The following is a 24,618-nucleotide window of genomic DNA, read 5'->3' on the forward strand; positions in this document are numbered from 1 at the left end:
CCAGGCACGGTCAAGCTCAGGAACTCCTCCGAGACCCAACCGGTGCCGTACCACGCTCATCCTCAGGAGGATGTTTTGAAGCGCAAGATCGCAGCTGCCGCGGCACTCGCCACCGTACTCACGGCCGCCGCCTGTTCCTCCTCGGCCACGACGACGAACACCGGTAGCCAGGGCGCCCTCAGCATTGACGGCAAGGGCAAGACCGTCACCGTGTGGATCATGCAGGACGCGCAGAAGGGCTGGCCGGACGTCGTCGCCGCGGCCAAGGCCCAGTTCGAGAAGGAGACCGGCGCCACCCTCAAGATCGAGTGGCAGAACTGGACCAACTACAGCACCAAGCTCGACACCGCGCTGCTCTCCGGCAACGCCCCCGACGCGCTGGAGCTGGGCAACACCCAGACCGCCAAGTACATCGCGGCGAACTCCTTCGTCGACCTGACCAGCGTCAAGACCAAGTTCGACAACTCGTCGACCTGGCTGGACTCGCTGGCCGCCTCCGGCCAGAGCGCCGACCACTCCAAGACCTACGCCGTTCCGTACTACGCCGGCGCCCGCGTCCTGATCTACCGCAAGGACCTGTTCGCCGCGGCCGGCGTCACCGCCGCGCCGACCACCCTGGACGAGCTGACCGCCGACCTGGACAAGGTCAAGGCCAAGAACGCCAGCGTCCCGAACTTCTCGGCCCTCTACCTCCCGGGCAAGAACTGGTACACCGCCGTCTCCTTCGGCGCGGGCAGCTTCGGCGTCGACGGCGTCATCGCCAAGAGCGACGGCACCAAGTTCACCGGCACGCTGACCGACCCGAACTTCATCAAGGGCATCCAGACCTGGGCCGACCTGCAGAAGAAGTACTCCGTGGGCGGCACCACCGTCGACGAGTCCAACCAGGACGCGCTGATGGCCAAGGGCAACATCGCCGGCATCGTCGGCAACGGCTGGGAGGTCGGCTCGGTCACCGACCCGAAGACCGGCGACCCGTCGCTCGCGCCCAAGCTCGCCACCATCGCCCTCCCGGGCGCCACGGCCGGCGCGCCGACCCCTGCCTTCCTCGGCGGCTCCGACCTGGCCGTCCCGACCCACGCCGCCAACCCCGGCCTGGGCGCGGAGTTCCTGCGCATCTTCACCAACACCGCGCAGCAGACCACACTGACCAAGTACGCCATCCCGAACAACAAGACCCTGGTCCCGGCCTTCCAGGCCGCCTCGCCGGCCAACAAGGCCGCCGGTGACGCCGCCAACGGCAAGACCTGGTTCATCCCGAACTCGCCGTTCTGGAGCCAGACGTCGGACGAGGTCGCCCTGCAGACCGCGTTCAGCAACATCGCCACCGGCAAGGACGCCACCACCGAGCTCACCACTGCGCAGACCGCCATCCTGGCGGACCTGAACGGCGGCTGACCCACCTGATCGAGTGTCCGGCCCGCCGGTGGACGGCGGGCCGGACCTTCGGCCACTGAGCGCATCTCGGGCAGCCGGTGGGAGCGTCTACCGGCTGCCCGCCCCATGTGTCCTCATGTGGTGTCCTCAGGTGGCCAGACTCTCCACCAGTTCCGCAGGCTTCGGGGAAGGACCCTGATGAGTGTGATCGATTCCGACCGCCCCAAGGCGAGCGCAGGTCGGCAGGGGACGCCCCCGAACCCGTCCAGGCGCCGTTTCGGCGGGATATCCGGCAACTACATCCCATTTGTGCTGATCATCCCCGCGGCCGCGGTGATGCTGGGCGTGCTCGGCTATCCACTGGTGCGGCTGTTCCAGCTGGCCTTCCAGAACGTCAACGACTACCTGCACCTGTCCGCGCCCGCGCTGGACAAGTACATCGGTCTGGACGGCTTCACCAAGGTCCTCTCGGACCCGGTGTTCTGGCAGGTCGTCCGGCGCAGCATCCTGCTGACGGTCGAGGTCGTGGTCCTCTCCGTGGTCCTGGGCCTCGGCTTCGCGGTACTGCTCAACCGGGTCTCCAACTGGGCCAAGGTCACCGTCGTGACGGTGCTGATGTTCGTCTGGGCCATCCCCGCGATCGTCACCGGCACGGTCTTCCGCTGGCTGTTCGCCGGCACCGGCGGCGTCGTGGACTACATCTGCTACCTCCTCGGCGGCAAGGGGATGCTGAACCACGACTGGTTCGCCAACCCCACCCAGGGCCTCTACCTGGTGGTCGCCGCGGCGATCGTCTGGGGCGCGCTGCCCTTCCTGGTCATCGGCTTCAACGCGGCGATGACCCAGGTGCCGAAGGAACTGGTCGAAGCCTCCAAGATCGACGGCGCCGGCCCCTGGCAGAGCTTCCGGCATGTGGTGCTGCCGGTGATCCGCCCGTTCCTGATCCTGGCGACCTCGCTCAGCTTCATCTGGGACTTCCAGGTCTTCGCCCAGATCTGGTCGCTGCGGCAGAACTCCCCTGAACCGGGCTACCAGACCATCGGCATCTACCTCTACGTGCGGGGCATCGGCAGCTCCCACTACAGCCAGAGCGCGGTGATCTCCATCGCGATGATCGTCCTGATGCTCGCGGTGCTGGTCTTCTACATCCGCCAGGTCGTCAAGATCGGAGAGCAGGACTGATGGCTGTCGACGTCCCCAAGGCGAACCCGGTCCGGCTCCCCCGGAGGAAGTCCTCCGCGGACCGCCCCGCGCACCAGAACCCCTGGATGACCCGGGTCTGGAACACCGTGGCGATCGGCTTCGCCGTCGTCATGGGCTTCCCGATCTACTGGATGATCCTGACCACGATCAAGTCCAACAAGGACCTGCTCTCGCAGGACCCGACCTTCTGGCCATCGCACTTCGACTTCGCCAGCTACACCACGATCTTCGCCGACCCCAACTTCCTGCCGGACCTGGGGAACACCGCCCTGATCACGCTGGGCGCGGTGGCCGCCGGCCTGGTGGTCGGCCTCCTGGCCGCCATCGGCGTCGCCCGCTTCCGCTTCCGCGGGCGCAACTTCTTCATCGTCTCCATGCTGGTCGTGCAGATGGTGCCGCTGCTGGCGCTGGTCATCCCGATGTACCTGATCCTCAACGCCGCCGGACTGTACAACCAGCTCTTCGGCGTGATCCTGGCCTACCTGGTGTTCACCATCCCCTACGTGGTGTGGACGCTGCGCTCCTTCATCGTCAACATCCCGATGGAGCTGGACGAGGCGGCGATGGTGGACGGCTGCACCCGCTGGGGCGCGTTCTTCCGGGTCGTGCTGCCGCTGACCGTGCCGGGTCTGATCACCACCGGCGTGTACTGCTGGATCCAGGCGTGGAACGAATTCATCATCGCCAACACCATGCTGTCCAGCAACAACAAGCAGACCTCGATGGTGTGGCTGACCTCGTACGCCGCCTCTCCCACCCACGGCGCCGACTACGGCTCGCAGATGGCCGGCGCGCTGCTGGTCTCGCTGCCCGTGATCATCCTCTTCGTCATCTTCCAGAAGCGCGTGGCCTCCGGCCTGACCGCCGGCGCGGTCAAGGGCTGACCCGCCGTCAGCCCACGCTCCTGTACGCACCTGAGACACGCAAGGAAGGAACCATGACGAATCCCGGCCAGGACACCGTCCAACTCCTCGCAGACGCCGGAGCGGTGCTCCAGCCGGGCTTCACCGGCCTCACTCCCCCGGACTGGGTGCGTCGTCGCCTGGACTCGGGCGAGCTCGGCGGCGTCGCCCTGTACGGACGCAACATCGCGAGCCGCGACCAGGTCGCCGCGCTCACCTCGGCGATGTACGCGCTCAACCCGGACCTGCTGATCGCCACCGACGAGGAGGGCGGCGACGTCACCCGGCTCGAAGTGATGACCGGCTCCTCGTACCCCGGCAACCTCGCCCTGGGCGCGGTCGACGACACGGCGCTCACCGAGGACGTCGCCCGGTCCATCGGCATCGACCTGGCCGCAGCGGGGATCAACCTCAACTACGCGCCGGACGCGGACGTCAACTCCAACCCGGACAACCCGGTCATCGGCGTCCGCTCCTTCGGCGGCGACGGCGAGCTGGCGGCCCGGCACACCGCCGCGTACGTCCGGGGGCTCCAGTCGGCGGGCGTCGCGGCCTGCGCCAAGCACTTCCCCGGCCACGGCGACACCGCCGCGGACTCCCATCTGGGCCTGCCCCGGATCGATCTGCCGCTGGACGTGTTCGGGGCGCATCTCGCGCCGTTCCGGGCCGCCGTCGCCGCGGGCGCCAAGTCGATCATGACCGCGCACATCCTCTTTCCCGCCTACGACCCCGACATGCCCGCCACCATGTCCCGGGCCATTCTCAGCGACCTGCTGCGCAAGGACCTCGGTTACGACGGCCTGATCGTCACCGACGGCATCGAGATGGGCGCCATCTCGGGCACCCACGGCATCGCCGAGGGCACGGTCAAGGCCATCGCGGTGGGCGCGGACACGATCTGCGTCGGCGGTGGCCTCGAGGACGAAGCCACCTTCCTCTACCTGCGCGACGCCCTGCTCTGGGCCGTGCGCGAGGGGCGGATCACCGAGCACAGGCTGCACGAGGCCGCCGAGCGCAACCGGTCCGTGGCCCGCTGGTCCGCGGAGATCCGGGCCCAGGCCGCGGCGACGGTCGAGCCGGGCATCGGCCTCACCGCCGCCCGCCGGGCGCTGCGGGTCCAGGGCGAGCTGCGCCCGCTGCGCGGCATCCCCCATGTGGTGGAATTCTCCCCGGCCGCCAACTTCGCGGTCGGCGACGAGACCGCCTGGGGCCTGTCCGGGCCGCTGGCCGAGCTCGTCCCCGGCACCACCCTCACTCGCGTCGGCGCGCCCAGTCGCCAGACCCAGAGCATGGGTCTGCTCAGCACCGCCGTGGACGACGGCGGCGGCCATGTCGACACCACACCGCTGCTGGGCGCCGCGGTGGGCCGCCCGCTCGTGATCGTCGTCCGTGACCTGCACCGTTTCGCCTGGATGAAGCGTGCGGCACTGGAACTCACGGCCGCCCGTCCCGACGCGGTGGTGGTCGAGATCGGCACCGCCTACGGCGTGGAGGAGACCTTCGCCGGACGCGGAGTGACGGTACTGACGACCTACGGCGGTGCCCGCGTCTGCGGCATCGCCGCCGCCGAGGCCCTCGCGGGAGCGGCCGCGGGTGCGGTCCGGGTCGCCTGAGAATCGTCGGAAGCAGCCCTCTGCAGGGATCATGAAGAGAGACACCAGGTGGGTCCGGTAGTGGTGGCCGGTGGCGCTCGGCGGCTGTCGCAGCCGCCGTCGCCGGATCGACACCTCGCCGAGGGCTCACCCGGGACAGACCCGGCGTGCCACCATGAGTGCCGCAGGAGTACGGAGATGCCGGTGAGGGCCACGGAACAGGGAGTAGGAGCGGCGATGACGACCGAAGGGGGTCCAGGCGTGGAGCCGTCCGTTGAGGGCGCCGTCACCGCACGCGTGCCCAAGTACTACCGGCTCAAGCGGCACCTGCTGCAGATCACGCAAACCCAGGCGCCCGGCACGCCGGTGCCGCCCGAGCGCACCCTCGCGCTGGAGTTCGAGACCTCGCGCACCACCGTGCGCCAGGCGCTGCAGGAACTCGTCGTCGAGGGCCGGCTGGAGCGGATCCAGGGCAAGGGCACCTTCGTCGCCAAACCCAAGGTCTCCCAGGCGCTCCAACTCACCTCGTACACCGAGGATATGCGGGCCCAGGGCCTGGAGCCCACCTCGCGGCTGCTGGAGGTCGGCTACGTCACCGCCGACGACCGGCTCGCCGGGCTGCTCGACATCCGTCCCGGCGGCCGGGTGCTCCGGGTGGAGCGGCTCCGGCTGGCCAACGGCGATCCGATGGCGATCGAGGCGGCGCACCTCTCCGCGAAGCGCTTCCCGGCACTGCGGCGCAACCTGGTGAAGTACAACTCCCTCTACTCGGCCCTCAACGAGGTGTACGGCGTCCACGTCGCCGAGGCCGAGGAGACCATCGAGACCTCGCTGGCCACCCCGGCCGAGGCCGGACAGCTGGGCACGGACGTCGGCCTGCCCATGCTGCTGCTCTCCCGCCACTCCTTCGACGCGGACGGCGAACCGGTCGAGTGGGTGCGCTCGGTCTACCGGGGCGACCGGTACAAGTTCACCGCGCGACTGCGGCGACCGGACTGACTCCGCGTCGGCCGCGGCTGTGCGCCGAGAGGGCACTGCCCCGCTCGCCGGCCCGTTCGTGCCCCGCCCGCTGCCCGCGGTCGGGGCACGTCCGTTTGGATGCGATGCGTCCCTGCGCACGCCCCGCGCCCGCTCCCGGATGCCGAGATTTCCTGTATCCACCCGTGACGTGAGCCCGTCATTGGCCTAGATTCCGGGAGTCACCTGTCCTTCGCCGGTGGCGTCCCCGGGGAGGGCCGTCCCGCGCGCGCCGTCGGCCAGCCTTCGGAGCCGCATCCATGGCCGAGTCAGCGCCGCCCCCAGGACCCTCGTCGACCCCTCTGCCCGTGATCACCCCCACCAGGATCGTCTGCGCGATCCTGCTGGCGGCCCCGTTCGTTGCCCTGCTCTGGGTCAACTCCTACGCCGCCCTGACCCCGGCATTCATCGGCATCCCCTTCTTCTACTGGTACCAGCTGATGTGGGTGGTCCTCTCCGCCGTCCTCACCGGAATCAGCTACCTGCTGATCCGGCGCGAGGAAGCCGCGCGCAAGGCACAGTCCGCCGAGCTGACGGGAGACGCGCGATGATCCAGGCAGCAGGCACGCACACCGACGCCGTCTCGCTGACGGTCTTCGTCGTCTTCTTCCTCGCCGTCACCGTGATCGGCTTCTTCGCCGCCCGGTGGCGCCGCGCCGACGACGCCCTGCACCTGGACGAGTGGGGCCTGGGCGGACGCGGCTTCGGCACGGTCGTCAGCTGGTTCCTGCTCGGCGGCGACCTCTACACCGCGTACACCTTCATCGCCGTCCCCGCGCTGGTGTACGGCGTCGGCGCGGCCGGCTTCTACGCCGTGCCGTACACGATCATCGCCTGGCCACTGGTGTTCCTGTTCCTGCCCCGGCTGTGGTCGGTGGCACGCAGCAAGGGCTATGTGACGCTGGCCGACTTCGCCCGGGGCCGCTACGGGTCGCGCTACCTGGCCCTGGCCGTGGCGCTGACCGGCATCCTCGCCACCATGCCGTACATCGCGCTGCAACTCGTCGGCATCCAGGCGGTGCTGGACACCATGGGCGTCGGCGGCTCCAGCGGCTTCGCCAAGGACCTGCCGCTGCTGATCGCCTTCGCCGTGCTGGCCGCGTACACCTACTCGTCGGGGCTGCGCGCCCCCGCGTTGATCGCCTTCGTCAAGGACACGCTGGTCTACATCGTCGTCATCGTCGCGGTCATCTACATCCCGATCCGGCTGGGCGGCTACGGCCACATCTTCCACGACGCGGCGACCGCGCTGGCGCAGAAGAACCCGGCGACCGGCAAGGCGCGCGGCTCACTGGTCTCCGGGCCGAAGGCGCAGTGGGCCTACGCGACCCTGGCGCTGGGGTCGGCGATGGCGCTGTTCATGTACCCGCACTCGGCGACGGGTGTGCTGGCGTCCAAGGACCGGAACACGGTGCGCCGCAACCTGGCGATCATGCCCGCCTACTCGCTGATGCTGGGACTGCTGTCGCTGCTCGGCTTCATGGCGCTGTCCGCGGGCATCGGCAAGGGCGTGAAGGGCTACAACGCGCAGCTCGCCGTGCCCCAGCTGTTCCAGCAGATGTTCCCCTCCTGGTTCGCGGGGGTGGCCTTCGCGGCCATCGGCATCGGGGCGCTGGTCCCCGCCGCCATCATGTCCATCGCGGCGGCGAACCTGTTCACCCGCAACGTGTACCGGGAGTTCGTCAGGCCCGCCGCGACCCCGGCGCAGGAGACCAGGGTCGCCAAGATCGTGTCGCTGGTGGTGAAGCTCGGCGCGCTCGGCTTCGTCCTCGGCATCGACAAGCAGTTCTCGATCAACCTCCAACTGCTGGGCGGGATCTGGATCCTGCAGACCTTCCCCGCCATCGTGGGGGGTCTGTTCGGTTGGGGCAAGCACAGTAGCAGGTGGTTCCACCGCTGGGCGCTGCTCGCGGGCTGGGCGGCCGGCATGGCGTACGGCACGTACATGGCCTACGGGGTGACCGCCGCAGGCAAGCCGCACTCGCACTTCGGCGGCAGCGCGGCGAACATCCCGGTCATCGGCCAGATCGGCTACATCGGGGTGACCGCCTTCGTGTTGAACCTGGCCGTCGCGGTCGTCCTCACCCTGGTGCTCCGCCTGGCGAAGACCCCGGACACGCCGGACGAGACCACCCCGGCCGACTACCTGCTCGAGGACACGCCACTCGCGGCCCCGCGCACCCCCGAGGTCGCCGCACTGCCCTGACGACCCCACTCCCCCCGAAACTCCGCCCCCCGAGCCACGCAAGCCCCCTACGCACCCCTTTTGCGCCCCCCGCCCGGGCCGCCGCTCCCGCACACTGGGACCGGCGGCCCGTTCGCATCCCCGCGCCCGGGCTCGGTCGACCCGCAGGGGGAATCCGTGGAGCTCACCGACCACCACCACCGCAGCCAACCCGAAGCCGCGCTCGAACCGCCCGCCGTCCCGGCCCTCCCACGCCCGCTCTCGCTGACCGTGACCCGCCACGGCCAGAGCACCGCCAACGCGGCCTTCGCCGCCGCCGAGGCCGTCGGCGCGCTGGACACCGGCATCACTTGCCGCGACGCGGACCTGTCGCTGACGACCCTGGGCCGGACCCAGGCGACCGCCCTGGGACGCTGGCTGGCCTCCCGCGCCGACGGCCCGCTGCCGCACAGCCTGTACGTGTCCCCGTACCTGCGGACCCAGGAGACGGCGGAGCTGGTCCTCGCCGAGATCGACCGCGCCGGGCTGCCGCTGCCCGACGTCCGAATCGACGAGCGGCTCCGCGACCGCGAGCTGGGCATCCTGGAGATGGTCACCAAGGCCGCGATCGAGCTGCACCACCCGGCCGAGGCCGCCCGCCGCCGCCTGCTCGGCGAGCTGCGCTGGCGACCCCCGGGGGGAGAGTCGCTGGCGGACGTGGCGCTGCGGCTGCGCAGCCTGCTCCGCGACCTGTACGAGACCGAGGCGTCGCGCCGGGTGCTGCTGGTCGGGCACGACGCGGTGGTGCTGATGCTCCGCCACATCATCGACGAGCTGGACGAGGCGTCACTGATCGCCGTCGACCGCGAGGGCGCGGTCGCCAACGCCTCGATCACCCGCTGGTCCCGTACCTCGTCCGGCCAGCTCAAACTCGACTGCTACAACACCACGGCGCATCTGCGGTGAGCGCTGGACCGACCGGTCCTACAGCCTGGGGGCGATAGGGCTCGGGTCAGCGCACGCCGTCGCAGTGACAATGTGCGGCTCCGTCGGGTAGCGACAATGTGCGGCTCCGCCGCGTGGCTTCGATGGCAGGGCGCCCGGGGCGCCCTTGTAGCGGAGCTACTGGGGCCCCGCCGCGCCGGCCGCTGATGTCAGAGCGGCAACGCGGCAAGCGCAGGTGCCGGGCGGCGGGCGCCCGAGCCCTGTCGCTCCCCCGGCCGTTACTTCTCGTGCATCGGGGGGCGGCGGCGCGCGCAGGCGACCAGCGCCACGCCGCCGCCCAGGGCCAGCGCCGACCCGCCCGCGGCCAGCGGGACCAGCCCGGAACCGCCGGTCTCCGCGAGCTGGGGGGCGTCGTGCCGTCGCTCCGTGGCCCGCACCACGCGGAAGTAGTGCGGGTCGGAGATCCCGACCGGCAGCGGCACGGTCTGGCCGGCCAGCGTGACCGGCTCGAAGCCCACCGCCATGGTCAGCCACTGCCCCGGCGGCGCGCCCGGCGCCAGGCGCATCCGCAACGGCAGGGCGGTCCTGCTCCGCGCCGGCAGGGTCAGCCCCTGCCCCGGCCCGACCTGGCCCACCAGCGAGCCCTGAGCCGCGACCATCGACACCCTGTGCCAGCCGGATCCCTGCCGCCACTGGAGCCGGACGTCACCGCGGCGCAGGGTCCGGTTCCTCGCGCCGAAGACGACGACCGGACGGACTCCCGCACAGCTCTGCCCGGCACGGGTCCGCACCGTGAGCCGGAACCGGGACCACTGGCCCCCGGCCCGGTAGACGCCGTGCAGCCCCTTGAACCTCAGCGTCAGCGGCGTCTGGCTCAGTGCGTCGAAGTCCACACCGCAGACCGCCGTCCCCGCCGTCCCCGCTGTCCCCGCTGACACGGGCGTCGCCGCGGAGGCCGCCGACGCGGTCCCGGCCGTCCCCAGCAGCAGCGCCGGCCCGGCGACCAACCCGGCCGCGCCGAGACCTATCCCGAGACCTATCCCGCGGCCGAACCCGTGCCGCACCGTCCGACGCAGCCTCATGGTGACCCTCGCTCCCGCTGACGCGCGAAGGCCCGACGCCACCGCGAACACCCTCCGAATCTGACACAGCACCAGGGGTCATGCCCGGTGGCAGCGGCCGCCCTGCCGCCATCCCGGTGACGCCCCTCCCCCGCACATCTCCTGCCTGCTCAGGCAGACTTTCCCCATGGACCTCATCATCCGCCCCGCCCTCGACTCCGAGCTCGACGACGCAGGCCACCTCACCGCCGAGTCCTTCATCGCCGACGGCCACACGCCTCGCGGCGGCGACTACGAGCCCCGGCTGCGCGACGGGCGCGACCGGGCGCGGCACGCGGAACTGCTGGTCGCGGCCGATCCGGAGACGGGCGCGCTGCTGGGCTCAGTGACCTTCGCCCCACCCGGCTCGCCCTACGCGGACCTGGCCCGGGGCCAGGAGGGCGAGTTCCGGATGCTCGCCGTCAGGCCCGAGGCCCGGGGCCGCGGCGCGGGCGAGGCGCTGGTGCGGGCCTGCCTGGACCGGGCCCGGGAACTTGGGCTCACCCGCGTGGTGATGTCCACTCAGGAGTCCATGGTGCACGCGCACCGGATCTACGAGCGGCTGGGCTTCGTCCGCACGCCCGAACGCGACTGGTCACCCGTGCCGGGCATCGATCTGCTGACCTACGCGATCGAACTGCAGGTCGAGGCGGGGAGTGACTCCGCTCACTGAAGACACTACATGTAGGGGTGCATTTCTGATGCACCCCTACATGTATGCTCACTCTCGCTGTCGACGCAGGGGAACCCGGTGCGATTCCGGGACTGCCCCGCAGCGGTGAGCGGCTGTGCCCCTGTGCCTGCCCGCGAGTCCGAGTACCTGCCGACGGTGCGTCCCGCTGACCCGGGACGTCGTACGTCCGGGCCTCGCGGGTGGGCCGGGGACGCGCCCCGTGCTGCCCTCGCGCGCACCGACGCGCTCCTCGACCTGCCGCTGCGGCCCACCGCCGACCGGCCGCCGACGAGGAGCGCACCGCAGTGAACAGAGCATCAGCCACCCTGCCGCAGCAGCAAGCCGCAAGCCCCGACGCCCCCGGCACCGCCCTGCTGCGCTCCCTCACCGAGCGCTCCGCCGACCTTCCCGAGGTGGATCCCGGCCGGGTCGCCGCCGCAGCCCTGCGCGGACGCAGCACCGGCGCCGGCTACGCCGAGCTCCGCAGCCTCGCCATCGAGGGCGCGGCCTCCCTCATCGCCGAGGACCCGCAGTACTCCCGGCTCGCCGCCCGGCTGCTCGCCGAGGAGATCCGCGAGGAGGCCGGCGGCCAGGGCGCGACCTGCTTCGCCGCCTCCATCGCCGTGGGCCATCGCGAGGGCCTGATCGGCCACCCGACGGCGGACTTCGTCGCCGCCCACGCCGAAGCGCTGGACGCGGTGGTCGACCCGACCGCCGACGACCGCTTCGAGTACTTCGGGCTGCGCACGGTCTACTCCCGCTACCTGCTGCGCCACCCGATCACCCGTCAGGTCATCGAGACCCCGCAGCACTTCCTGCTGCGCGTCGCCTGCGGGCTGCAATCGGGAGGTGTGGCGCGAAGCACCTCGGACAAGGGTGGCGGCGGGCGACGGGAGGGCGGAGACACTGGGCCGGTCGCCGAGGTCGCGGAGCTGTACCGGCTGATGAGCCGCCTGGAGTACCTGCCCTCCTCGCCGACGCTGTTCAACTCGGGTACCCGCCACCCGCAGATGTCCTCCTGCTACCTGCTCGACTCCCCCCTCGACGAGCTGGACTCGATCTACTCCCGCTACGCCCAGATCGCCCGGCTCAGCAAGCACGCCGGCGGCATCGGCCTCTCCTACAGCCGGATCCGCTCGCGCGGCAGCCTGATCCGGGGCACCAACGGCCAGTCCAACGGAATCGTCCCGTTCCTGCGCACGCTGGACTCCTCCGTGGCGGCGGTCAACCAGGGCGGCCGCCGCAAGGGCGCGGCCTGCGTCTACCTGGAGACCTGGCACGCGGACATCGAGGAGTTCCTCGAACTGCGCGACAGCACCGGCGAGGAGGCTCGCCGCACCCACAACCTCAACCTGGCGCACTGGATCCCCGACGAGTTCATGCGCCGCGTCGACGCCGACACCGAGTGGTCGCTGTTCTCCCCCGGCGACGTGCCGGAGCTGGTGGACCTCTGGGGCGCCGAGTTCGACGCCGCCTACGCAAAGGCCGAAGCGGCCGGTCTCGCGGTCCGCAGCCTGCCGGCGCGGGCGCTGTACGCGCGGATGATGCGCACCCTCGCGCAGACCGGCAACGGCTGGATGACGTTCAAGGACGCCTCCAACCGCGCCGCCAACCAGACCGCGCTGCCCGGTCGCACGGTGCACTCCTCGAATCTCTGCACCGAGATCCTCGAGGTCACCGACGACGGCGAGACCGCCGTCTGCAACCTCGGCTCGATCAACCTCGGGGCGCATCTGCTGCCGTCCGGCGAGATGGACTGGACCCGGCTCGACAGCACCGTCCGCACCGCCGTGACCTTCCTCGACCGGGTGGTGGACATCAACTTCTACCCGACGCCCGAGGCCGCCGCCTCCAACTCCCGCTGGCGGCCGGTCGGTCTGGGCGTGATGGGCCTGCAGGACGTCTTCTTCAAGCTCCGCCTGGAGTTCGACTCCGCCGAGGCCGAGCGCCTGTCCACGCGGATCGCCGAGCGGATCATGCTCGTCGCCTACGAGACCAGCTGCGACCTGGCCGAGCGCCTCGGCCGGCATGTCGCGTACGAGGAGACCCGCGCCGCCCGCGGCCAACTGCACATCGACCACTTCGAGGTGCGGACGGAGTGGGCCGACCGCTGGACGGCGCTGCGCGAGCGCGTCGCGGTGACGGGTCTGCGCAACTCGCTGCTGCTCGCCATCGCGCCCACGGCCACCATCGCGTCCATCGCCGGCGTCTACGAGTGCATCGAGCCGCAGGTGTCCAACCTCTTCAAGCGGGAGACGCTCAGCGGTGAGTTCCTGCAGGTCAACCCGTACCTGGTGGCGGACCTCAAGGCCCGCGGCCTGTGGAACGCGGCGACCCGGGAGTCGCTGCGCGAGTCCAACGGCTCGGCACTCGACATCCCCGGCCTGCCCGCCGACCTGGCCTCCCTCTACCGCACCGCCTGGGAACTGCCCCAGCGCGCGCTGATCGACCTGGCGGCGGCCCGGATGCCGTACCTCGACCAGAGCCAGTCGCTGAACCTGTTCCTGGCCTCGCCCACCATCGGCAAGCTCAGCTCGATGTACGCGTACGCCTGGAAGGTCGGTCTGAAGACCACCTACTACCTGCGCTCCCGCCCGGCCACCCGGATCGCCCGCGCGGCGGCCGCCGCCCCGGCCGCCCCTGTCGTCCCCGTCGTCCCCGTCGTCGAGGAAGAGGCGATCATCGCCTGCTCCCTCGAGAACCCCGAGTCCTGCGAGGCCTGCCAGTAATGTCCGACACTCCGGCCGCTGAGAAGAACCTGCTCGACCCGGGCTTCGAACTGACCCTCCGTCCGATGCGCTACCCGGACTTCTACGAGCACTACCGCAACGCCATCAAGAACACCTGGACCGTGGAGGAGGTGGACCTGCACTCGGACGTGGCCGATCTCGCCAAGCTCAGCGCGGAGGAGCGCCACCTGCTGGGCCGCCTGGTCGCCTTCTTCGCGACCGGCGACTCCATCGTGTCCAACAACCTGGTGCTCACCCTCTACAAGCACATCAACTCACCGGAGGCGCGGCTCTACCTCTCCCGCCAGCTGTTCGAGGAGGCGGTGCACGTCCAGTTCTATCTGACCCTGCTGGATACGTACCTCCCCGACCCGGAGGACCGCAACGCGGCCTTCGCCGCCGTGGAGAGCATCCCCTCCATCCGCGAGAAGGCCCAGTTCTGCTTCCGCTGGATGGACCAGGTAGAAAAGCTGGACTCGCTGCAGACCAAGGCCGACCGGCGCCGCTTCCTGCTCAACCTGATCTGCTTCGCGGCCTGCATCGAGGGCCTGTTCTTCTACGGCGCCTTCGCCTACGTCTACTGGTTCCGCTCGCGCGGCCTGCTGCACGGACTCGCCACCGGCACCAACTGGGTGTTCCGCGACGAGTCCATGCACATGGACTTCGCGTTCCAGGTCGTCGACACCGTCCGGGCCGAGGAGCCCGACCTCTGGGACGACGAACTCGGCGCGCAGGTCACCGCGATGCTGGAGGAGGCCGTCGAGGCCGAGCTCCAGTTCGCCCGCGACCTCTGCGGCGAGGGGCTGCCGGGCATGAACACCGAGTCCATGCGCGAGTACCTGCAGTGCGTCGCCGACCAGCGCCTCGCCCGGCTGGGACTCCCGGTCCGCTACGGCTCGGAGAACCCGTTCGGCTTCATGGAGCTCCAGGGCGTCCAGGAGCTCACCAACTTCTTCGAACGCCGGGTCTCCGCCTACCAGGTCGCGGTCGAGGGCTCCGTGTCCTTCGACGACGACTTCTAGAGCGACGACTGGAGCGACCACCACTGGAGCGACGACCCTAGAGCAGGGTCCGCCAGTAGTCCCAGAAGCGGATCAGGACCATGCCGCCGACCACCAGGTACCAGAGGAGGGGACCGAACCAGTGCAGGGCGACGACGGTGTCCAGACCGTCGCGCCCGCGCTCGGGGAAGGGGATCACCCGGCGCCGGAGGTTGTGCAGGGTGACGTACCAGAACATCGGGAAGATGATCACCCAGACGACCATGCAGTAGGGGCAGAGCGCCCCGATGCCGTAGAGCGACTGGGTGATCAGCCAGCAGATCAGGACCAGCCCGAGCGTCACCCCCGTCTGGAGGCCGAGCCAGAACCAGCGGCGGTAGCGCGCGCCGGCGAGCAGCCCCGCCGCCAGGGTCAGCACCACGGCGAAACCGGCGATGCCGATCAGCGGGTTGGGGAAGCCGAAGACGGCCGCCTGCCACCGGGTCATCACATTGCCGCAGCTGATGATCGGGTTGATGCTGCAGCTCGGGGTGTAGCCCGGAGTGGTGAACAGCTTGAAGCGCTCATAGGTGAGCGTGAACGAGGCCGCGAAGCCCAGTGCCGACGTGATCACCAGGAACCAGGTCATCGCCCGGCCTGCGCCGGTACCCCCGTGGTCGAGATCCTGGTCGGCAGCGTCCATGCCTTCCAGGATCACCCACCTCCGTGCCGCCTGCAGGTGAGGCGGGCAGCGGCTCAGACCGACCGGTCTCAGTCGTTGGGGACGACCTCGTAGCGCGGGGTCAGCTCGGCCATCTGCCGCAGCGCGTCCTTGCGGTCCCGCTTGGACAGCCGGTCGATGTAGAGGTAGCCGTTGAGGTGGTCGGTCTCGTGCTGCAGGCAGCGGGCGAAGAACCCGCTGCCCTCGACCACGACGTCCTTGCCGTGCCGGTCCTGCCCGCGGACGACCGCGAAGTCGGGGCGGGCGAGGTCCGCGTACGCGCCGGGGACGGAGAGACAGCCCTCGGCGGACTCGTCCAGGACGCGCTGGGCCGGGTCGAGCTCGTCCAGTACCGGGTTCACCACGACGCCGATGTGGCGCACGCCGTCGTCGTCCGGGCAGTCGTAGACGAAGACCCGCTGGTCCACACCGATCTGGTTCGCGGCCAGGCCCACGCCCTCGGCCGCGTACATGGTCACGAACATGTCGTCGACCAGCGCCGACAGTTCCTCGCCGAACTCGGTGACCGCCACGCACGGGTGCTGCAGCACCGGGTTGCCGACGACCGTGATCGGACGGAAGGAGCCCCTGGACGTGTCCGGCTCCTCGCCGACCACGCGCATCGGAGCCCGCTCCGCGACCTGCTCCTCGACCTGCTGTTCCGACATGCCGCTGCCACTCGCCTTCAGTCCGTACCGGGGTAAGCCACCAGGGTACGGGGCCCAAGGGGTGTGGCGCGCAGCGCTTGGATCGAGGTGGTGGTCGGCTGCGGGGCCGGGGCGCAGAGGGCCGGGCCGCAGAGACTCAGCAGACCTCTTCCAGGTCCCGGTAGGCCCGCTCGGCGGGATTCCCGACGACCCAGCGGTCCAGCAGCAGCCGCACCAGGTCGGCCGGTGCGGCCAGGCCGCACTCCCGTTCGGGGATCCACAGCGCGCCCGCGCTGCGGTGGCTCAGGTGGCCGAGCTGACCGTCGTCGTGGGGGTCGTGGTGCTCACTGTGGCCGTCGTCGGCGGGCATCCGGCTCTCCGAGCAGTCACGGCACAGCAGCCGTACCGACGAGGTCCAGTCCTCGGCCGCGTATCCGGCCTCGGAGACCAGCCGCTCCAGCGCGTCCCGGTCGCCCTCCGTGTCCGCCTGCAGCAGCACCACGAAGGTCGGCACCGGCGACGGGGCCCACAGCTCGATCTCGTCGAACACCGGGTACGGCACACCGTCCGCGACCCGCTCGCCGTGCGGGCTGCCGTCGTGCAGCACCACCTCGCCCCAGCGGCGGCCCGAGGACGGCAGCGGGATCGACAGCACCTCCACCCGCGCCGGGTCCAGTCTGCGACCCCAGACGACCTCGGACTCGCCCTCCGGGGAGAGCCGGACCGGCGTCGTGCCGAAGTCCAGGCTGACCGGGCCCGCGCCGGGTGCCAGCCGCAGCCCGTACGCCTGCCAGGAGCGCCGGGCCAGGGCCCAGTCCTGCAGCGCGGTCGCGGCGATGCCCAGGTTCCACCAGTCGGGCGCGCCCGGGTTGCGGTCGAGCAGCGCGACGGCACGCAGTCCGGCCGCGCGCGCCTGCTCCCAGTCCCGACGGAACTTGTGCAGCAGCGCGAGGTTGAACCACGAGTCGGACAGCCAGGGCTCCAGATCGGCGGCCCGAACCAGCAACGCGCCGGCGTCGTCGAACCGCCCGTTCCCGATGAGCGTGAAGGCCCGGTCGGTCGTCTGCCGCCAGCTGGCGGACGGCCTCTGCCGTGCCCGATTGAAGATCTTCACCTCGGCCTGCCACTCGTCCGATTCCACCCGGCGGTCCGGGCTGGTTCCTCCGGTGCTGTGTGCGGTGCTGTCTGCGGTGCTGCTGTGCGCGGTGCGCGCGTGGTTCACGGTGTGCTGCCCCCGGGTGCACGCTACGTCCCCGCGCGCCCCGACGCCATGCGCAGCCGCGTCCCCGCCCCAGTTCCCGTCACTGTCCGTCCCGGTCGCTTTCCGGGGCCGGACCCGCTTCCGACTCATGCCCGCTGAGCCGCCCACCACACGCCCCGCGCCTGCCCCTTCTCCTGCATCCAACCATGACCGGGCGTCCGACCATGCCCTACCTGTCGGTTCACCTCTGCTGCAACCGCTCGCACACCCGGGTGAGGGCCGCGACCGCGGCGGGCTCGTACTGCTCGGCGGAGTCCCTCCGCAGCTGGTCCAGCGCTTCCATCCGCCGGGCCAGACCATTGTCGTCGCAGGCCAGGTCGTCGAAGGCGTTGGCGACCCGGATGATCGAGGAGGCCCGGGGCAGGCTCGGATCACGGCTGCCGTCCTCGCGCCGGTAGGGCTCGGCGATCCGCGCCACGATGTCGGCGACCTGCGGCGGGACCCCGGTCTGCCGGATGACCTCGCTGCCGAGCCGCCCGATCCGGCGCTGCTCGGCGACCGGCAGCAGCGCGGTCGCCCCGCCCGGCACCGGGTCGACCAGCGAGAGCTGGCCGATGTCGTGCATCAGCGCCGCATACTCCAGCAGCTCCAGTTCCTGGCCAGGGAGCGCGAGTTCGGCTCCGATCCGGAGCGAGAGGTCGGCGACCCGGCGGGCGTGGCCGGGGAGGGTGTAGCCGGCGACTTCGGTGGCCCGGGACAGCGAGGCCACGGTCTGCCGCTGGGTGGCGCGGATCGCCCGGTAGCGGCGGAAGGCCACCTGGCTGAGCAGCAGCGGCACCGAGAACAGCGGCAGCGCCCACGGTCCCACCTCGGCCACGGCAAGGCCGACGCAGAGCACCGCGGCTGCGGCGTGGACCAGCCGGACGGCCCTCAGCCCCACCGGGCGGCGGCGCGCCCACCGGCTGGTGCTCACCGGGACTCCGGTCGGCCCGGAGGCCCGGACCCGGCGGTCGAGCGCGCTGCGCTGGGCGCCGGCACCCGCCGGAGCGGTTCGCGTACGCCGAGCGGGATGTCCGGGGCGTGCTCGTCGTCCCGCCCGACCGGGACCGGCTGCCACCCGTACCGGTCCAGCGCGCGGGCCAGCGCCGCGACCATGGCCGGGTCGAACTGGCTGCCCGCGCAGCGCTCCAGCTCGGCGACGGCCTCGGGCAGCGGGCGTCCGCGCCGGTAGGACCGGGTCGAGGTCATCGAGTCGAAGGCGTCCGCAACAGCGATCACCCGGGCGAACTCGGGGATGGCCTCCCCGGCGAGGCCGTGCGGGTAGCCGCGCCCGTCCATCCGCTCGTGGTGGTGCAGGATCCCGGCGCGGGCCTCCCCGAGGAAGCCGATGCCGCGGACCAGTTCGTGGCCGTACTCGGGGTGCAACACGACCAGCCGGTACTCCTCGTCGGTGAGCGGGCCGTTCTTCCGCAGCAGCCTCGTGGGGACGCCCAGTTTGCCGACGTCGTGCAGGGTTCCGGCGACCCGCAGCGAGGCCACCCGGTGCTCTGCCATCCGGAGCTCACGAGCCATCAGCACGGCGGCCCGGCCCACCCTTTCGCTGTGGCCCCTGGTGTACTCGTCCTTGATCTCGACGGCTTGGACCAGGGCCCGCACGGTCGCCTGGTGCGCCGCCTGCTCGCGCTGGTACTGGGCGGACACCCAGCTGGACACTCCCAGCGGCAGCAGCGCGGGTACGGCGGCGAACACGCCGTAGGGCCCGTCCCAGAGGATCGCCATCATCAGCCCGATCAGCCCGTGGCCGAACGCGGGCGCCGGGCAGCGCCACAGGACGCCGCGCCAGATCCTGCCGCCGGTGGCGGGCTCGGCGGTGGCCAGCATCCCGCCCACCAGCAGGGCGTTGACCACGCAGAAGGTCAGCGCGGCGAGGCCGGAGGGGAGCAGCACGGCGGGCAGGCGGCCCTCGGCGAGCAGCCGGGTGCCCGCGAGCAGCCGGAAGACGCAGCCCGCGGCGAAGGCGGCGAGGCCGAGCTGCGCGGCGTTCCAGGCCCTGCGGATCGCCCGGGGCGCGGCCGCCGGGGCCAGCAGCGCGCCGGGCAAGGGGATGAGGGCGGCTGCGGCCGGGGGGAGCAGCACGACGCCCGCGAGCAGCACCGGGAAGTGGACGGCCCACGGCGCCCGGGACTGGTCGCCGGCTCCCGCGCCCACGCCCGCGCCCGTCCCAGAGCCTGGGCCTGAGCCAGCGCCCGTTCCAGAGCCCGAGCCCGCCGACCAGCCCCGCGCCAGCAGGTCGCAGCCGACGTACAGCACGGCGAGAACGCCGACCCGGGACCACTCGCCGAAGCCGTGCCGAGGCCCCGCGCCCAGCAGCGCGCCGCCGGGCACCGCCGCGCGTACGGCGGGGAACAGGGGCAGCAGGCAGGCGAGCGCGACGGCGAGGACGGTCGCGGCGTAGACGCGGGCGGCGAGGGGGAGCGCGCGGCGGGGCGCATCCGCTGCTGCTGTAGAGATCTCGGCCTCCGCGCTCGTCCTGTACCCGTCACGGAGGATATGTCGCCGAATCCGCCCAAACCCGCTGATCACGACGTTGCCGCGGCCGGCGGTAGCGGAGTCCCACGATCAGGTGACAGATCTGTGATTCGTCCCCCAACACCCCTCAATACCCGTGGCCCCGGGGCTTGATGCCCCGGGGCCACGACTTCCTTCAGGATTACTCGGAGTGACGGAACGTCAGTCCTTGGCGGTTGCCTCCGCCGCGACCGGCAGCTCGCCCTCGACCGGCAGTCCGGCGCGGATCCGGTCGATCCGGGCCAGCACCTTGCCGCGCAGGTCGGACGGCGCGGTGTCGCAGCCGCAGGACCGCTTCACCAGAGCCTTGATGGCCTGCTCCAGGCCGTACTTCTCCAGGCAGGGCGAGCACTCGTCGAAGTGCTCACGCAGCTTGGCGCAGTCGCCCTCGCCCATCTCGTTGTCGAGGTACTCGTAGAGATGGTCGAGCACCTCGCTGCACTCGGTGTCGTGGTGGTTGCCGCAGCTCATGAGCCCGAGCCTTTCGCCTGGTCCTGCGAGACACCGGTCCCGGCACCGCTGCCGGCCGGAACCAGCCCACGGTCGCGGGCGTAGTCCTCCAGCAGCTCGCGCAGCTGGCGCCGACCGCGGTGGAGGCGGGACATCACCGTACCGATGGGTGTCCCCATGATGTCGGCAATCTCCTTGTAGGCGAAGCCCTCGACGTCGGCGAGATACACCGCGATCCGGAACTCCTCCGGGATCGACTGCAGTGCGTCCTTGACGTCGCTGTCCGGGAGATGGTCGAGCGCCACCGCCTCGGCGGAGCGCAGCCCGGTCGACATGTGCGACTCGGCCCGCGCGAGCTGCCAGTCCTCGATCTCCTCCGCGCCGGTGCGCTGCGGCTCGCGCTGCTTCTTCCGGTACGAGTTGATGAACGTGTTGGTGAGGATGCGGTACAGCCAGGCCTTGAGGTTGGTGCCCTCGCGGAACTGGTGGAAGGAAGCGAACGCCTTGGCGAAGGTCTCCTGCAGCAGATCCTCGGCGTCGGCCGGGTTGCGGGTCATCCGCAGCGCGGCGGAGTACATCTGGTCCAGGTAGCCCAAGGCGTCACGCTCGAAGCGCGCCGAACGCTCGGACTCGGACTCCTCGGCGGCTGCCCTGAAGGTGTCGCCATCGAAGTCCTCGTCGCGCAGCTTCTCGCTCGCGGCGCCCGTTTCGTCCTCGGTCCCGGCGACCGGACCCACCTCCTCAGCGATTCCCTGCTCAATGAAGAGCTCGCGGCCCGCGGTGGCGGACCGGCTCGCAAGGGAGACTATCGGGCCTGCGCCCGAATCGCCCGCGACAGGCCACTCGGGCCAGGACAGGACTGAGCTCGCGACGCCCTCGGGACGTGCGGGGCATGCGGCTGCAACCATGAGCGCTGCCTTCCACTGACGCAGTGATTCCGACAGTGGGGGAACCACGGGAGGGCACTGGTCATTCCCGATTCTGTGCACATGCATCAAAAAAGTGTGCAGCGCTCGCCGATCTCGACCGCACCTGCCCACCACCTTGCCAGCCACCGCTGACAGCTGCGGGTCGAACCGGAACTACCGCTGCGGCGTCCTCCCGTGCGAGGCTTCCCCCTTCTCCGCACCACCCCGATCGAGGTGAGACGCACCCCATGCAGCCGCAGAGCATCAGCCAGGTCTGGAACCAGGTCACCGGCGTCCAGGCCGCGCCGTCCACAGCCATCGTGTGGGCCACCGCGGCGGCAGCCCTGCTCGCCGTGGCCCCGCACTTCGTCTGGCACTACACCCGCAACGTGGTCACCATCGCCCACGAGGGCGGCCACGGCCTCGCCGCCGTGCTCACCCGGCGGCGGCTGCACGGGATCCGGCTGCACTCGGACACCTCGGGGCTCACCGTCTCCTCCGGCAAGCCGCACGGTCCCGGCATGGTGCTCACGGCCGCGGCCGGCTACTCGGCGCCGCCGCTGCTCGGTCTCGGCGGGGCGTGGCTGATCTCGGCCGGACACATCACCGCACTGCTGTGGGCGGTGGTCGCGCTGCTGGTCGCCGTCCTGATCATGATCCGCAACGCCTACGGGGCGCTCACCGTGATCGTCACCGGCGGCGTCTGCTTCGCCGTGTCCTGGTTCGGCAGCGCGCAGCTCCAGGGCGCGTTCGCCTACCTGAGCGTGTGGTTCCTGCTGCTCGCGGGAGTGCGCCCGGTGGTGGAGCTCCAGAGCAAGCGCCGTCACGGCGGAGCCCCCGACTCCGACGCGGACCAGCTCGGCCGGCTCACCGGCGTACCGGCGCTGCTCTGGGTCACCCTGTTCCTGGTCCTCGCGCTCGCCTCGCTCGCCACGGGCGGTCGCTGGCTGCTCACCCGCTGACACAGCCGATAGGCTCGGTGTCTATGACCGGCTCTCTGGACTCCCTGTGGCCCGCTCCGACCGCGACAGACCCCGTCGACGCGGTGGTCACCATTCCCGGATCCAAGTCGGCGACCAACCGGGCCCTGGTCCTGGCCGCGCTCGCCGCCGAGCCCGGTTTCGTCCGCCGCCCGCTGCGCAGCCGTGACAGCCTGCTGATGGCCGACGGGCTGCGCGCCCTGGGCATCGGCATCGAGGACACCCTCAACAGCAGCAGCGGCGTCAGCGGCGGCGGTGACGCCTGGCGGGTCCTGCCCGACCAGCTCAACGGCCCCGCCCTGGTGGACGTGGGCAACGCCGGCACGGTCATGCGTTTCCTGCCGCCGGTCGCCGCTCTCGCCGACGGCACCGTGCAGTTCGACGGCGACCCCCGCTCCTACGAGCGCCCGATCGGCGCCGTGATCGACGCGCTGCGCTCCCTCGGCGCACGGATCGAGGACGAGGGACGCGGCACCCTCCCGCTCACCGTCCACGGAACCGGCGGCCTGGTCGGCGGCACGGTCACCGTCGACGCCTCCTCCTCGTCCCAGTTCGTCAGCGCGCTGCTGCTGTCCGGACCGCGGTTCCAGCAGGGGGTCGAGGTCCGCCACGTCGGCGGGCCGGTGCCGTCGCTGCCGCACATCCGGATGACCGTGGAGATGCTGCGTGCCGCCGGCGCGCAGGTGGACGCGCCCGAGGACGGCGGCGAACCCGACGTGTGGCGAGTCGCGCCCGGCGCCCTGCTCGGCCGCGACATCGTGGTCGAGCCGGACCTGTCCAACGCCGCCCCCTTCCTCGCCGCCGCCCTGGTCACCGGCGGAACCGTCGTAGTCAGGGACTGGCCGGAGCGCACCAGCCAGCCCGGCGACCAGCTGCGGGACCTCTTCACCCGGATGGGCGGTTCCTGCGAGCTCACCCACGAGGGCCTCCGCTTCACCGGCTCCGGCCGGATCCACGGCCTGGAGGCCGACCTGCACGAGGTCGGTGAGCTCACCCCGGTGATCGCCGCCGTGGCCGCGCTGGCGGACTCCCCCTCCCACCTCAGCGGTATCGCCCACCTGCGGGTGCACGAGACCGACCGGCTCGCGGCCCTCGCCGCCGAGATCAACGCGCTCGGCGGCGACGTCACCGAGACCGCCGACGGGCTGCGGATCAACCCGCGCCCGCTGCACGGCGGCGTCTTCCACACCTACGAGGACCACCGTCTGGCCACCGCCGCCGCGGTGATCGGTCTCGCGGTCAAGGGCGTGCAGGTCGAGAACGTGGCCACCACCGCGAAGACCCTCCCCGACTTCCCCGGACTGTGGTCGGCCCTGCTCGACTCCACCACCACCGTGAAGGGCTGACGCACCGCCATGCGCCGCTACGGCGAGGACGCCGACGAGGACGACATCCGGACCCGTCCCTCCCGCAAGGGCTCCCGCCCCCGCACCCGGACCCGGCCCACTCACGAGGACGCCGCCGAGGGCATGGTGCTGACGGTCGACCGCGGCCGCTTCACCTGCCTGGTCGAGGTCGGCACCAAGCGGGAACGTGAGATCGCCGCCATGAAGGCCCGCGAGCTGGGCCGGAAGGGCGTCGTCGTCGGCGACCGGGTCGGCCTGGTCGGCGACCTCTCGGGCGAGCCCGGAGTGCTCGCCCGCATCGTCCGGGTCGAGGAACGCGCCTCGGTGCTGCGCCGCACCGCCGACGACGACGACCCCTACGAGCGCATCGTCGTCGCCAACGCGGACCAGCTCGCCATCGTCATCGCCCTGGCCGACCCCGAGCCGCACGCCCGGCTGATCGACCGCTGCCTGGTCGCGGCCTACGACGCCGGTCTCAAGCCGCTGCTGGTGCTCACCAAGGCCGACCTGGCCCCGCCGGAGCCGCTGCTCGACATCTACGCACCGCTGGGCGTCCACCATGTCGTCACCCGCCGCGACGACCTCGCCGCCGAGGGAGCAGAACGGGTACGCGAGCATCTGCGCGCCCTCTCCACCGTGTTCATCGGCCACTCCGGGGTGGGCAAGACCACACTGGTCAACGCTCTCGTCCCGGAGCACCAGCGCTCCACCGGGATCGTCAACGCCGTGACCGGGCGCGGACGGCACACCACCACCTCCGCGCTGGCCCTGCGACTGCCCCCGGCTCCCTCCGCGACCAAGGGGGCAGCGCCCGGCTGGGTCATCGACACCCCCGGTTTCCGATCGTTCGGGCTCTCCCACATCGAGCCCGCCCGGGTCGTCCTGGCCTTCCCCGACCTGGTGCCCGGCACTGAGGGCTGCCCGCGCGCGTGCAGCCACGACGAACCCGACTGCGCCCTCGACGCCTGGGTCGCCGACGGCCACGCCGAGCCGGCCCGGCTCTACTCGCTGCGCCGCCTGCTGTCGACCCGCGAGACCCGCGAGGGCGACTAGGCCCGGCGGGCCGGGGCCGGGGCTGGGGGCCGAGGGCCGGGGCCGGTTGGGGATGCCGATCA

General features: G+C 71.4%; 22 protein-coding genes and 1 riboswitch. Of the genes, 14 read left to right on the plus strand and 8 right to left on the minus strand.

The annotated features are described in order from the left end of the window. The first annotated feature begins 75 nt into the window (after nucleotides 1-75). The 8 genes from ABIA33_RS05840 to ABIA33_RS05875 all read left to right on the plus strand — a co-directional run bounded on the left by ABIA33_RS05840 (nucleotide 76) and on the right by ABIA33_RS05875 (nucleotide 9,221). Nucleotides 76-1,398, plus strand: a complete 1,323-nt coding sequence (locus ABIA33_RS05840) for an extracellular solute-binding protein (RefSeq protein WP_370077827.1) — start codon at nucleotides 76-78, stop codon at nucleotides 1,396-1,398. 177 nt (nucleotides 1,399-1,575) lie between these two features. Further along, nucleotides 1,576-2,559 carry a carbohydrate ABC transporter permease gene (locus ABIA33_RS05845; RefSeq protein WP_370077829.1) on the plus strand — a complete coding sequence of 328 codons (984 nt, stop codon included), beginning with the start codon at nucleotides 1,576-1,578 and terminating at the stop codon, nucleotides 2,557-2,559. Continuing rightward, nucleotides 2,559-3,464: a carbohydrate ABC transporter permease gene (locus tag ABIA33_RS05850; RefSeq protein ID WP_370077831.1), complete on the plus strand. Its 906-nt coding sequence runs from the start codon at nucleotides 2,559-2,561 to the stop codon at nucleotides 3,462-3,464. Before ABIA33_RS05845 ends, ABIA33_RS05850 begins: the two co-directional genes overlap by 1 nt. A 53-nt stretch (nucleotides 3,465-3,517) precedes the next feature. Next, complete coding sequence (locus tag ABIA33_RS05855) at nucleotides 3,518-5,095, plus strand: glycoside hydrolase family 3 protein (RefSeq protein ID WP_370077834.1); 1,578 nt, start codon at nucleotides 3,518-3,520, stop codon at nucleotides 5,093-5,095. Nucleotides 5,096-5,311: 216 nt separating this feature from the next. Then, nucleotides 5,312-6,073: a GntR family transcriptional regulator gene (locus ABIA33_RS05860; protein WP_370077836.1), complete on the plus strand. Its 762-nt coding sequence runs from the start codon at nucleotides 5,312-5,314 to the stop codon at nucleotides 6,071-6,073. 278 nt (nucleotides 6,074-6,351) lie between these two features. Next, nucleotides 6,352-6,642 carry a DUF3311 domain-containing protein gene (locus ABIA33_RS05865; RefSeq protein ID WP_370077838.1) on the plus strand — a complete coding sequence of 97 codons (291 nt, stop codon included), beginning with the start codon at nucleotides 6,352-6,354 and terminating at the stop codon, nucleotides 6,640-6,642. Then, nucleotides 6,639-8,297, plus strand: a complete 1,659-nt coding sequence (gene mctP / locus ABIA33_RS05870) for a monocarboxylate uptake permease MctP (RefSeq protein WP_370077840.1) — start codon at nucleotides 6,639-6,641, stop codon at nucleotides 8,295-8,297. Before ABIA33_RS05865 ends, mctP begins: the two co-directional genes overlap by 4 nt. Nucleotides 8,298-8,453: 156 nt before the next feature. Beyond that, the gene (locus tag ABIA33_RS05875) at nucleotides 8,454-9,221 is read left to right on the plus strand and encodes a histidine phosphatase family protein (protein WP_370077842.1); all 768 of its coding nucleotides are present in this window, start codon (nucleotides 8,454-8,456) and stop codon (nucleotides 9,219-9,221) included. A gap of 257 nt (nucleotides 9,222-9,478) precedes the next feature. On the opposite strand, the gene ABIA33_RS05880 is transcribed toward ABIA33_RS05875, so the two are convergent. Next, nucleotides 9,479-10,282: a hypothetical protein gene (locus ABIA33_RS05880; RefSeq protein ID WP_370077844.1), complete on the minus strand. Its 804-nt coding sequence runs from the start codon at nucleotides 10,280-10,282 to the stop codon at nucleotides 9,479-9,481. A gap of 166 nt (nucleotides 10,283-10,448) precedes the next feature. On the opposite strand from ABIA33_RS05880, the gene ABIA33_RS05885 reads away from it, so the two are divergent. The 3 genes from ABIA33_RS05885 (at nucleotide 10,449) to ABIA33_RS05895 (ending at nucleotide 14,724) form a co-directional block, all read left to right on the plus strand. Continuing rightward, on the plus strand, nucleotides 10,449-10,973 hold the full coding sequence (locus ABIA33_RS05885; protein WP_370077846.1) for a GNAT family N-acetyltransferase: 525 nt from the start codon (nucleotides 10,449-10,451) through the stop codon (nucleotides 10,971-10,973). Between the two features lie 27 nt (nucleotides 10,974-11,000). Next, nucleotides 11,001-11,143: riboswitch (cobalamin riboswitch) on the plus strand. 135 nt (nucleotides 11,144-11,278) lie between these two features. After that, entirely contained in the window at nucleotides 11,279-13,702 is a 2,424-nt protein-coding gene (locus tag ABIA33_RS05890) for a ribonucleoside-diphosphate reductase subunit alpha (protein WP_370077848.1), read from the plus strand. Beyond that, nucleotides 13,702-14,724 carry a ribonucleotide-diphosphate reductase subunit beta gene (locus tag ABIA33_RS05895; RefSeq protein ID WP_370077850.1) on the plus strand — a complete coding sequence of 341 codons (1,023 nt, stop codon included), beginning with the start codon at nucleotides 13,702-13,704 and terminating at the stop codon, nucleotides 14,722-14,724. Before ABIA33_RS05890 ends, ABIA33_RS05895 begins: the two co-directional genes overlap by 1 nt. 37 nt (nucleotides 14,725-14,761) lie before the next feature. Here ABIA33_RS05895 and ABIA33_RS05900 read toward each other — a convergent pair whose 3' ends face one another. The 7 genes from ABIA33_RS05900 to ABIA33_RS05930 all read right to left on the minus strand — a co-directional run bounded on the left by ABIA33_RS05900 (nucleotide 14,762) and on the right by ABIA33_RS05930 (nucleotide 20,955). Beyond that, on the minus strand, nucleotides 14,762-15,385 hold the full coding sequence (locus tag ABIA33_RS05900) for a vitamin K epoxide reductase family protein (protein ID WP_370077852.1): 624 nt from the start codon (nucleotides 15,383-15,385) through the stop codon (nucleotides 14,762-14,764). A 68-nt stretch (nucleotides 15,386-15,453) separates the two neighbouring features. Beyond that, nucleotides 15,454-16,026 carry a peptide deformylase gene (gene def, locus ABIA33_RS05905; protein ID WP_370078370.1) on the minus strand — a complete coding sequence of 191 codons (573 nt, stop codon included), beginning with the start codon at nucleotides 16,024-16,026 and terminating at the stop codon, nucleotides 15,454-15,456. A 181-nt stretch (nucleotides 16,027-16,207) separates the two neighbouring features. Continuing rightward, nucleotides 16,208-17,164, minus strand: coding sequence for a tetratricopeptide repeat protein (locus ABIA33_RS05910; protein WP_370078372.1), 957 nt, complete (start codon nucleotides 17,162-17,164; stop codon nucleotides 16,208-16,210). 328 nt (nucleotides 17,165-17,492) lie between these two features. Then, nucleotides 17,493-18,224 carry an HD-GYP domain-containing protein gene (locus ABIA33_RS05915; protein WP_370077854.1) on the minus strand — a complete coding sequence of 244 codons (732 nt, stop codon included), beginning with the start codon at nucleotides 18,222-18,224 and terminating at the stop codon, nucleotides 17,493-17,495. Continuing rightward, entirely contained in the window at nucleotides 18,221-19,762 is a 1,542-nt protein-coding gene (locus tag ABIA33_RS05920) for an HD-GYP domain-containing protein (RefSeq protein ID WP_370078374.1), read from the minus strand. Before ABIA33_RS05920 ends, ABIA33_RS05915 begins: the two co-directional genes overlap by 4 nt. A gap of 219 nt (nucleotides 19,763-19,981) precedes the next feature. Beyond that, complete coding sequence (gene rsrA, locus ABIA33_RS05925) at nucleotides 19,982-20,290, minus strand: mycothiol system anti-sigma-R factor (protein ID WP_370077856.1); 309 nt, start codon at nucleotides 20,288-20,290, stop codon at nucleotides 19,982-19,984. Beyond that, complete coding sequence (locus tag ABIA33_RS05930; RefSeq protein WP_370078376.1) at nucleotides 20,287-20,955, minus strand: sigma-70 family RNA polymerase sigma factor; 669 nt, start codon at nucleotides 20,953-20,955, stop codon at nucleotides 20,287-20,289. Before ABIA33_RS05930 ends, rsrA begins: the two co-directional genes overlap by 4 nt. A gap of 470 nt (nucleotides 20,956-21,425) precedes the next feature. Between ABIA33_RS05930 and ABIA33_RS05935 the strand changes: the two genes are divergently transcribed. From ABIA33_RS05935 to rsgA, 3 genes are read left to right on the plus strand one after another with little or no spacing between them, the layout of a single operon-like run. Next, a complete protein-coding gene (locus tag ABIA33_RS05935; protein WP_370077858.1) occupies nucleotides 21,426-22,139 on the plus strand; it encodes a M50 family metallopeptidase in 714 nt (237 codons plus the stop codon). A gap of 23 nt (nucleotides 22,140-22,162) precedes the next feature. Continuing rightward, nucleotides 22,163-23,503: a 3-phosphoshikimate 1-carboxyvinyltransferase gene (aroA, locus tag ABIA33_RS05940; RefSeq protein ID WP_370077860.1), complete on the plus strand. Its 1,341-nt coding sequence runs from the start codon at nucleotides 22,163-22,165 to the stop codon at nucleotides 23,501-23,503. Between the two features lie 9 nt (nucleotides 23,504-23,512). After that, a complete protein-coding gene (gene rsgA, locus ABIA33_RS05945; protein WP_370077862.1) occupies nucleotides 23,513-24,556 on the plus strand; it encodes a ribosome small subunit-dependent GTPase A in 1,044 nt (347 codons plus the stop codon). Nucleotides 24,557-24,618 lie beyond the last annotated feature (62 nt).

The sequence above is a fragment of the Streptacidiphilus sp. MAP12-16 genome (assembly GCF_041262165.1).
In the GTDB taxonomy this organism is placed as follows: Bacteria; Actinomycetota; Actinomycetes; order Streptomycetales; family Streptomycetaceae; genus Streptacidiphilus.

What these genes read in the sequence shown, in the direction of transcription:
- ABIA33_RS05880 (WP_370077844.1), bottom strand. Translation starts at nt 10,282, where the DNA reads ATGAGGCTGCGTCGGACGGTGCGGCACGGGTTCGGCCGCGGGATAGGT.
- ABIA33_RS05865 (WP_370077838.1), top strand. Translation starts at nt 6,352, where the DNA reads ATGGCCGAGTCAGCGCCGCCCCCAGGACCCTCGTCGACCCCTCTGCCC.
- ABIA33_RS05860 (WP_370077836.1), top strand. Translation starts at nt 5,312, where the DNA reads ATGACGACCGAAGGGGGTCCAGGCGTGGAGCCGTCCGTTGAGGGCGCC.
- ABIA33_RS05935 (WP_370077858.1), top strand. Translation starts at nt 21,426, where the DNA reads ATGCAGCCGCAGAGCATCAGCCAGGTCTGGAACCAGGTCACCGGCGTC.
- ABIA33_RS05845 (WP_370077829.1), top strand. Translation starts at nt 1,576, where the DNA reads ATGAGTGTGATCGATTCCGACCGCCCCAAGGCGAGCGCAGGTCGGCAG.
- rsrA (WP_370077856.1), bottom strand. Translation starts at nt 20,290, where the DNA reads ATGAGCTGCGGCAACCACCACGACACCGAGTGCAGCGAGGTGCTCGAC.
- ABIA33_RS05900 (WP_370077852.1), bottom strand. Translation starts at nt 15,385, where the DNA reads ATGGACGCTGCCGACCAGGATCTCGACCACGGGGGTACCGGCGCAGGC.
- ABIA33_RS05855 (WP_370077834.1), top strand. Translation starts at nt 3,518, where the DNA reads ATGACGAATCCCGGCCAGGACACCGTCCAACTCCTCGCAGACGCCGGA.
- rsgA (WP_370077862.1), top strand. Translation starts at nt 23,513, where the DNA reads ATGCGCCGCTACGGCGAGGACGCCGACGAGGACGACATCCGGACCCGT.
- ABIA33_RS05850 (WP_370077831.1), top strand. Translation starts at nt 2,559, where the DNA reads ATGGCTGTCGACGTCCCCAAGGCGAACCCGGTCCGGCTCCCCCGGAGG.
- def (WP_370078370.1), bottom strand. Translation starts at nt 16,026, where the DNA reads ATGCGCGTGGTCGGCGAGGAGCCGGACACGTCCAGGGGCTCCTTCCGT.
- mctP (WP_370077840.1), top strand. Translation starts at nt 6,639, where the DNA reads ATGATCCAGGCAGCAGGCACGCACACCGACGCCGTCTCGCTGACGGTC.
- ABIA33_RS05885 (WP_370077846.1), top strand. Translation starts at nt 10,449, where the DNA reads ATGGACCTCATCATCCGCCCCGCCCTCGACTCCGAGCTCGACGACGCA.
- ABIA33_RS05895 (WP_370077850.1), top strand. Translation starts at nt 13,702, where the DNA reads ATGTCCGACACTCCGGCCGCTGAGAAGAACCTGCTCGACCCGGGCTTC.
- aroA (WP_370077860.1), top strand. Translation starts at nt 22,163, where the DNA reads ATGACCGGCTCTCTGGACTCCCTGTGGCCCGCTCCGACCGCGACAGAC.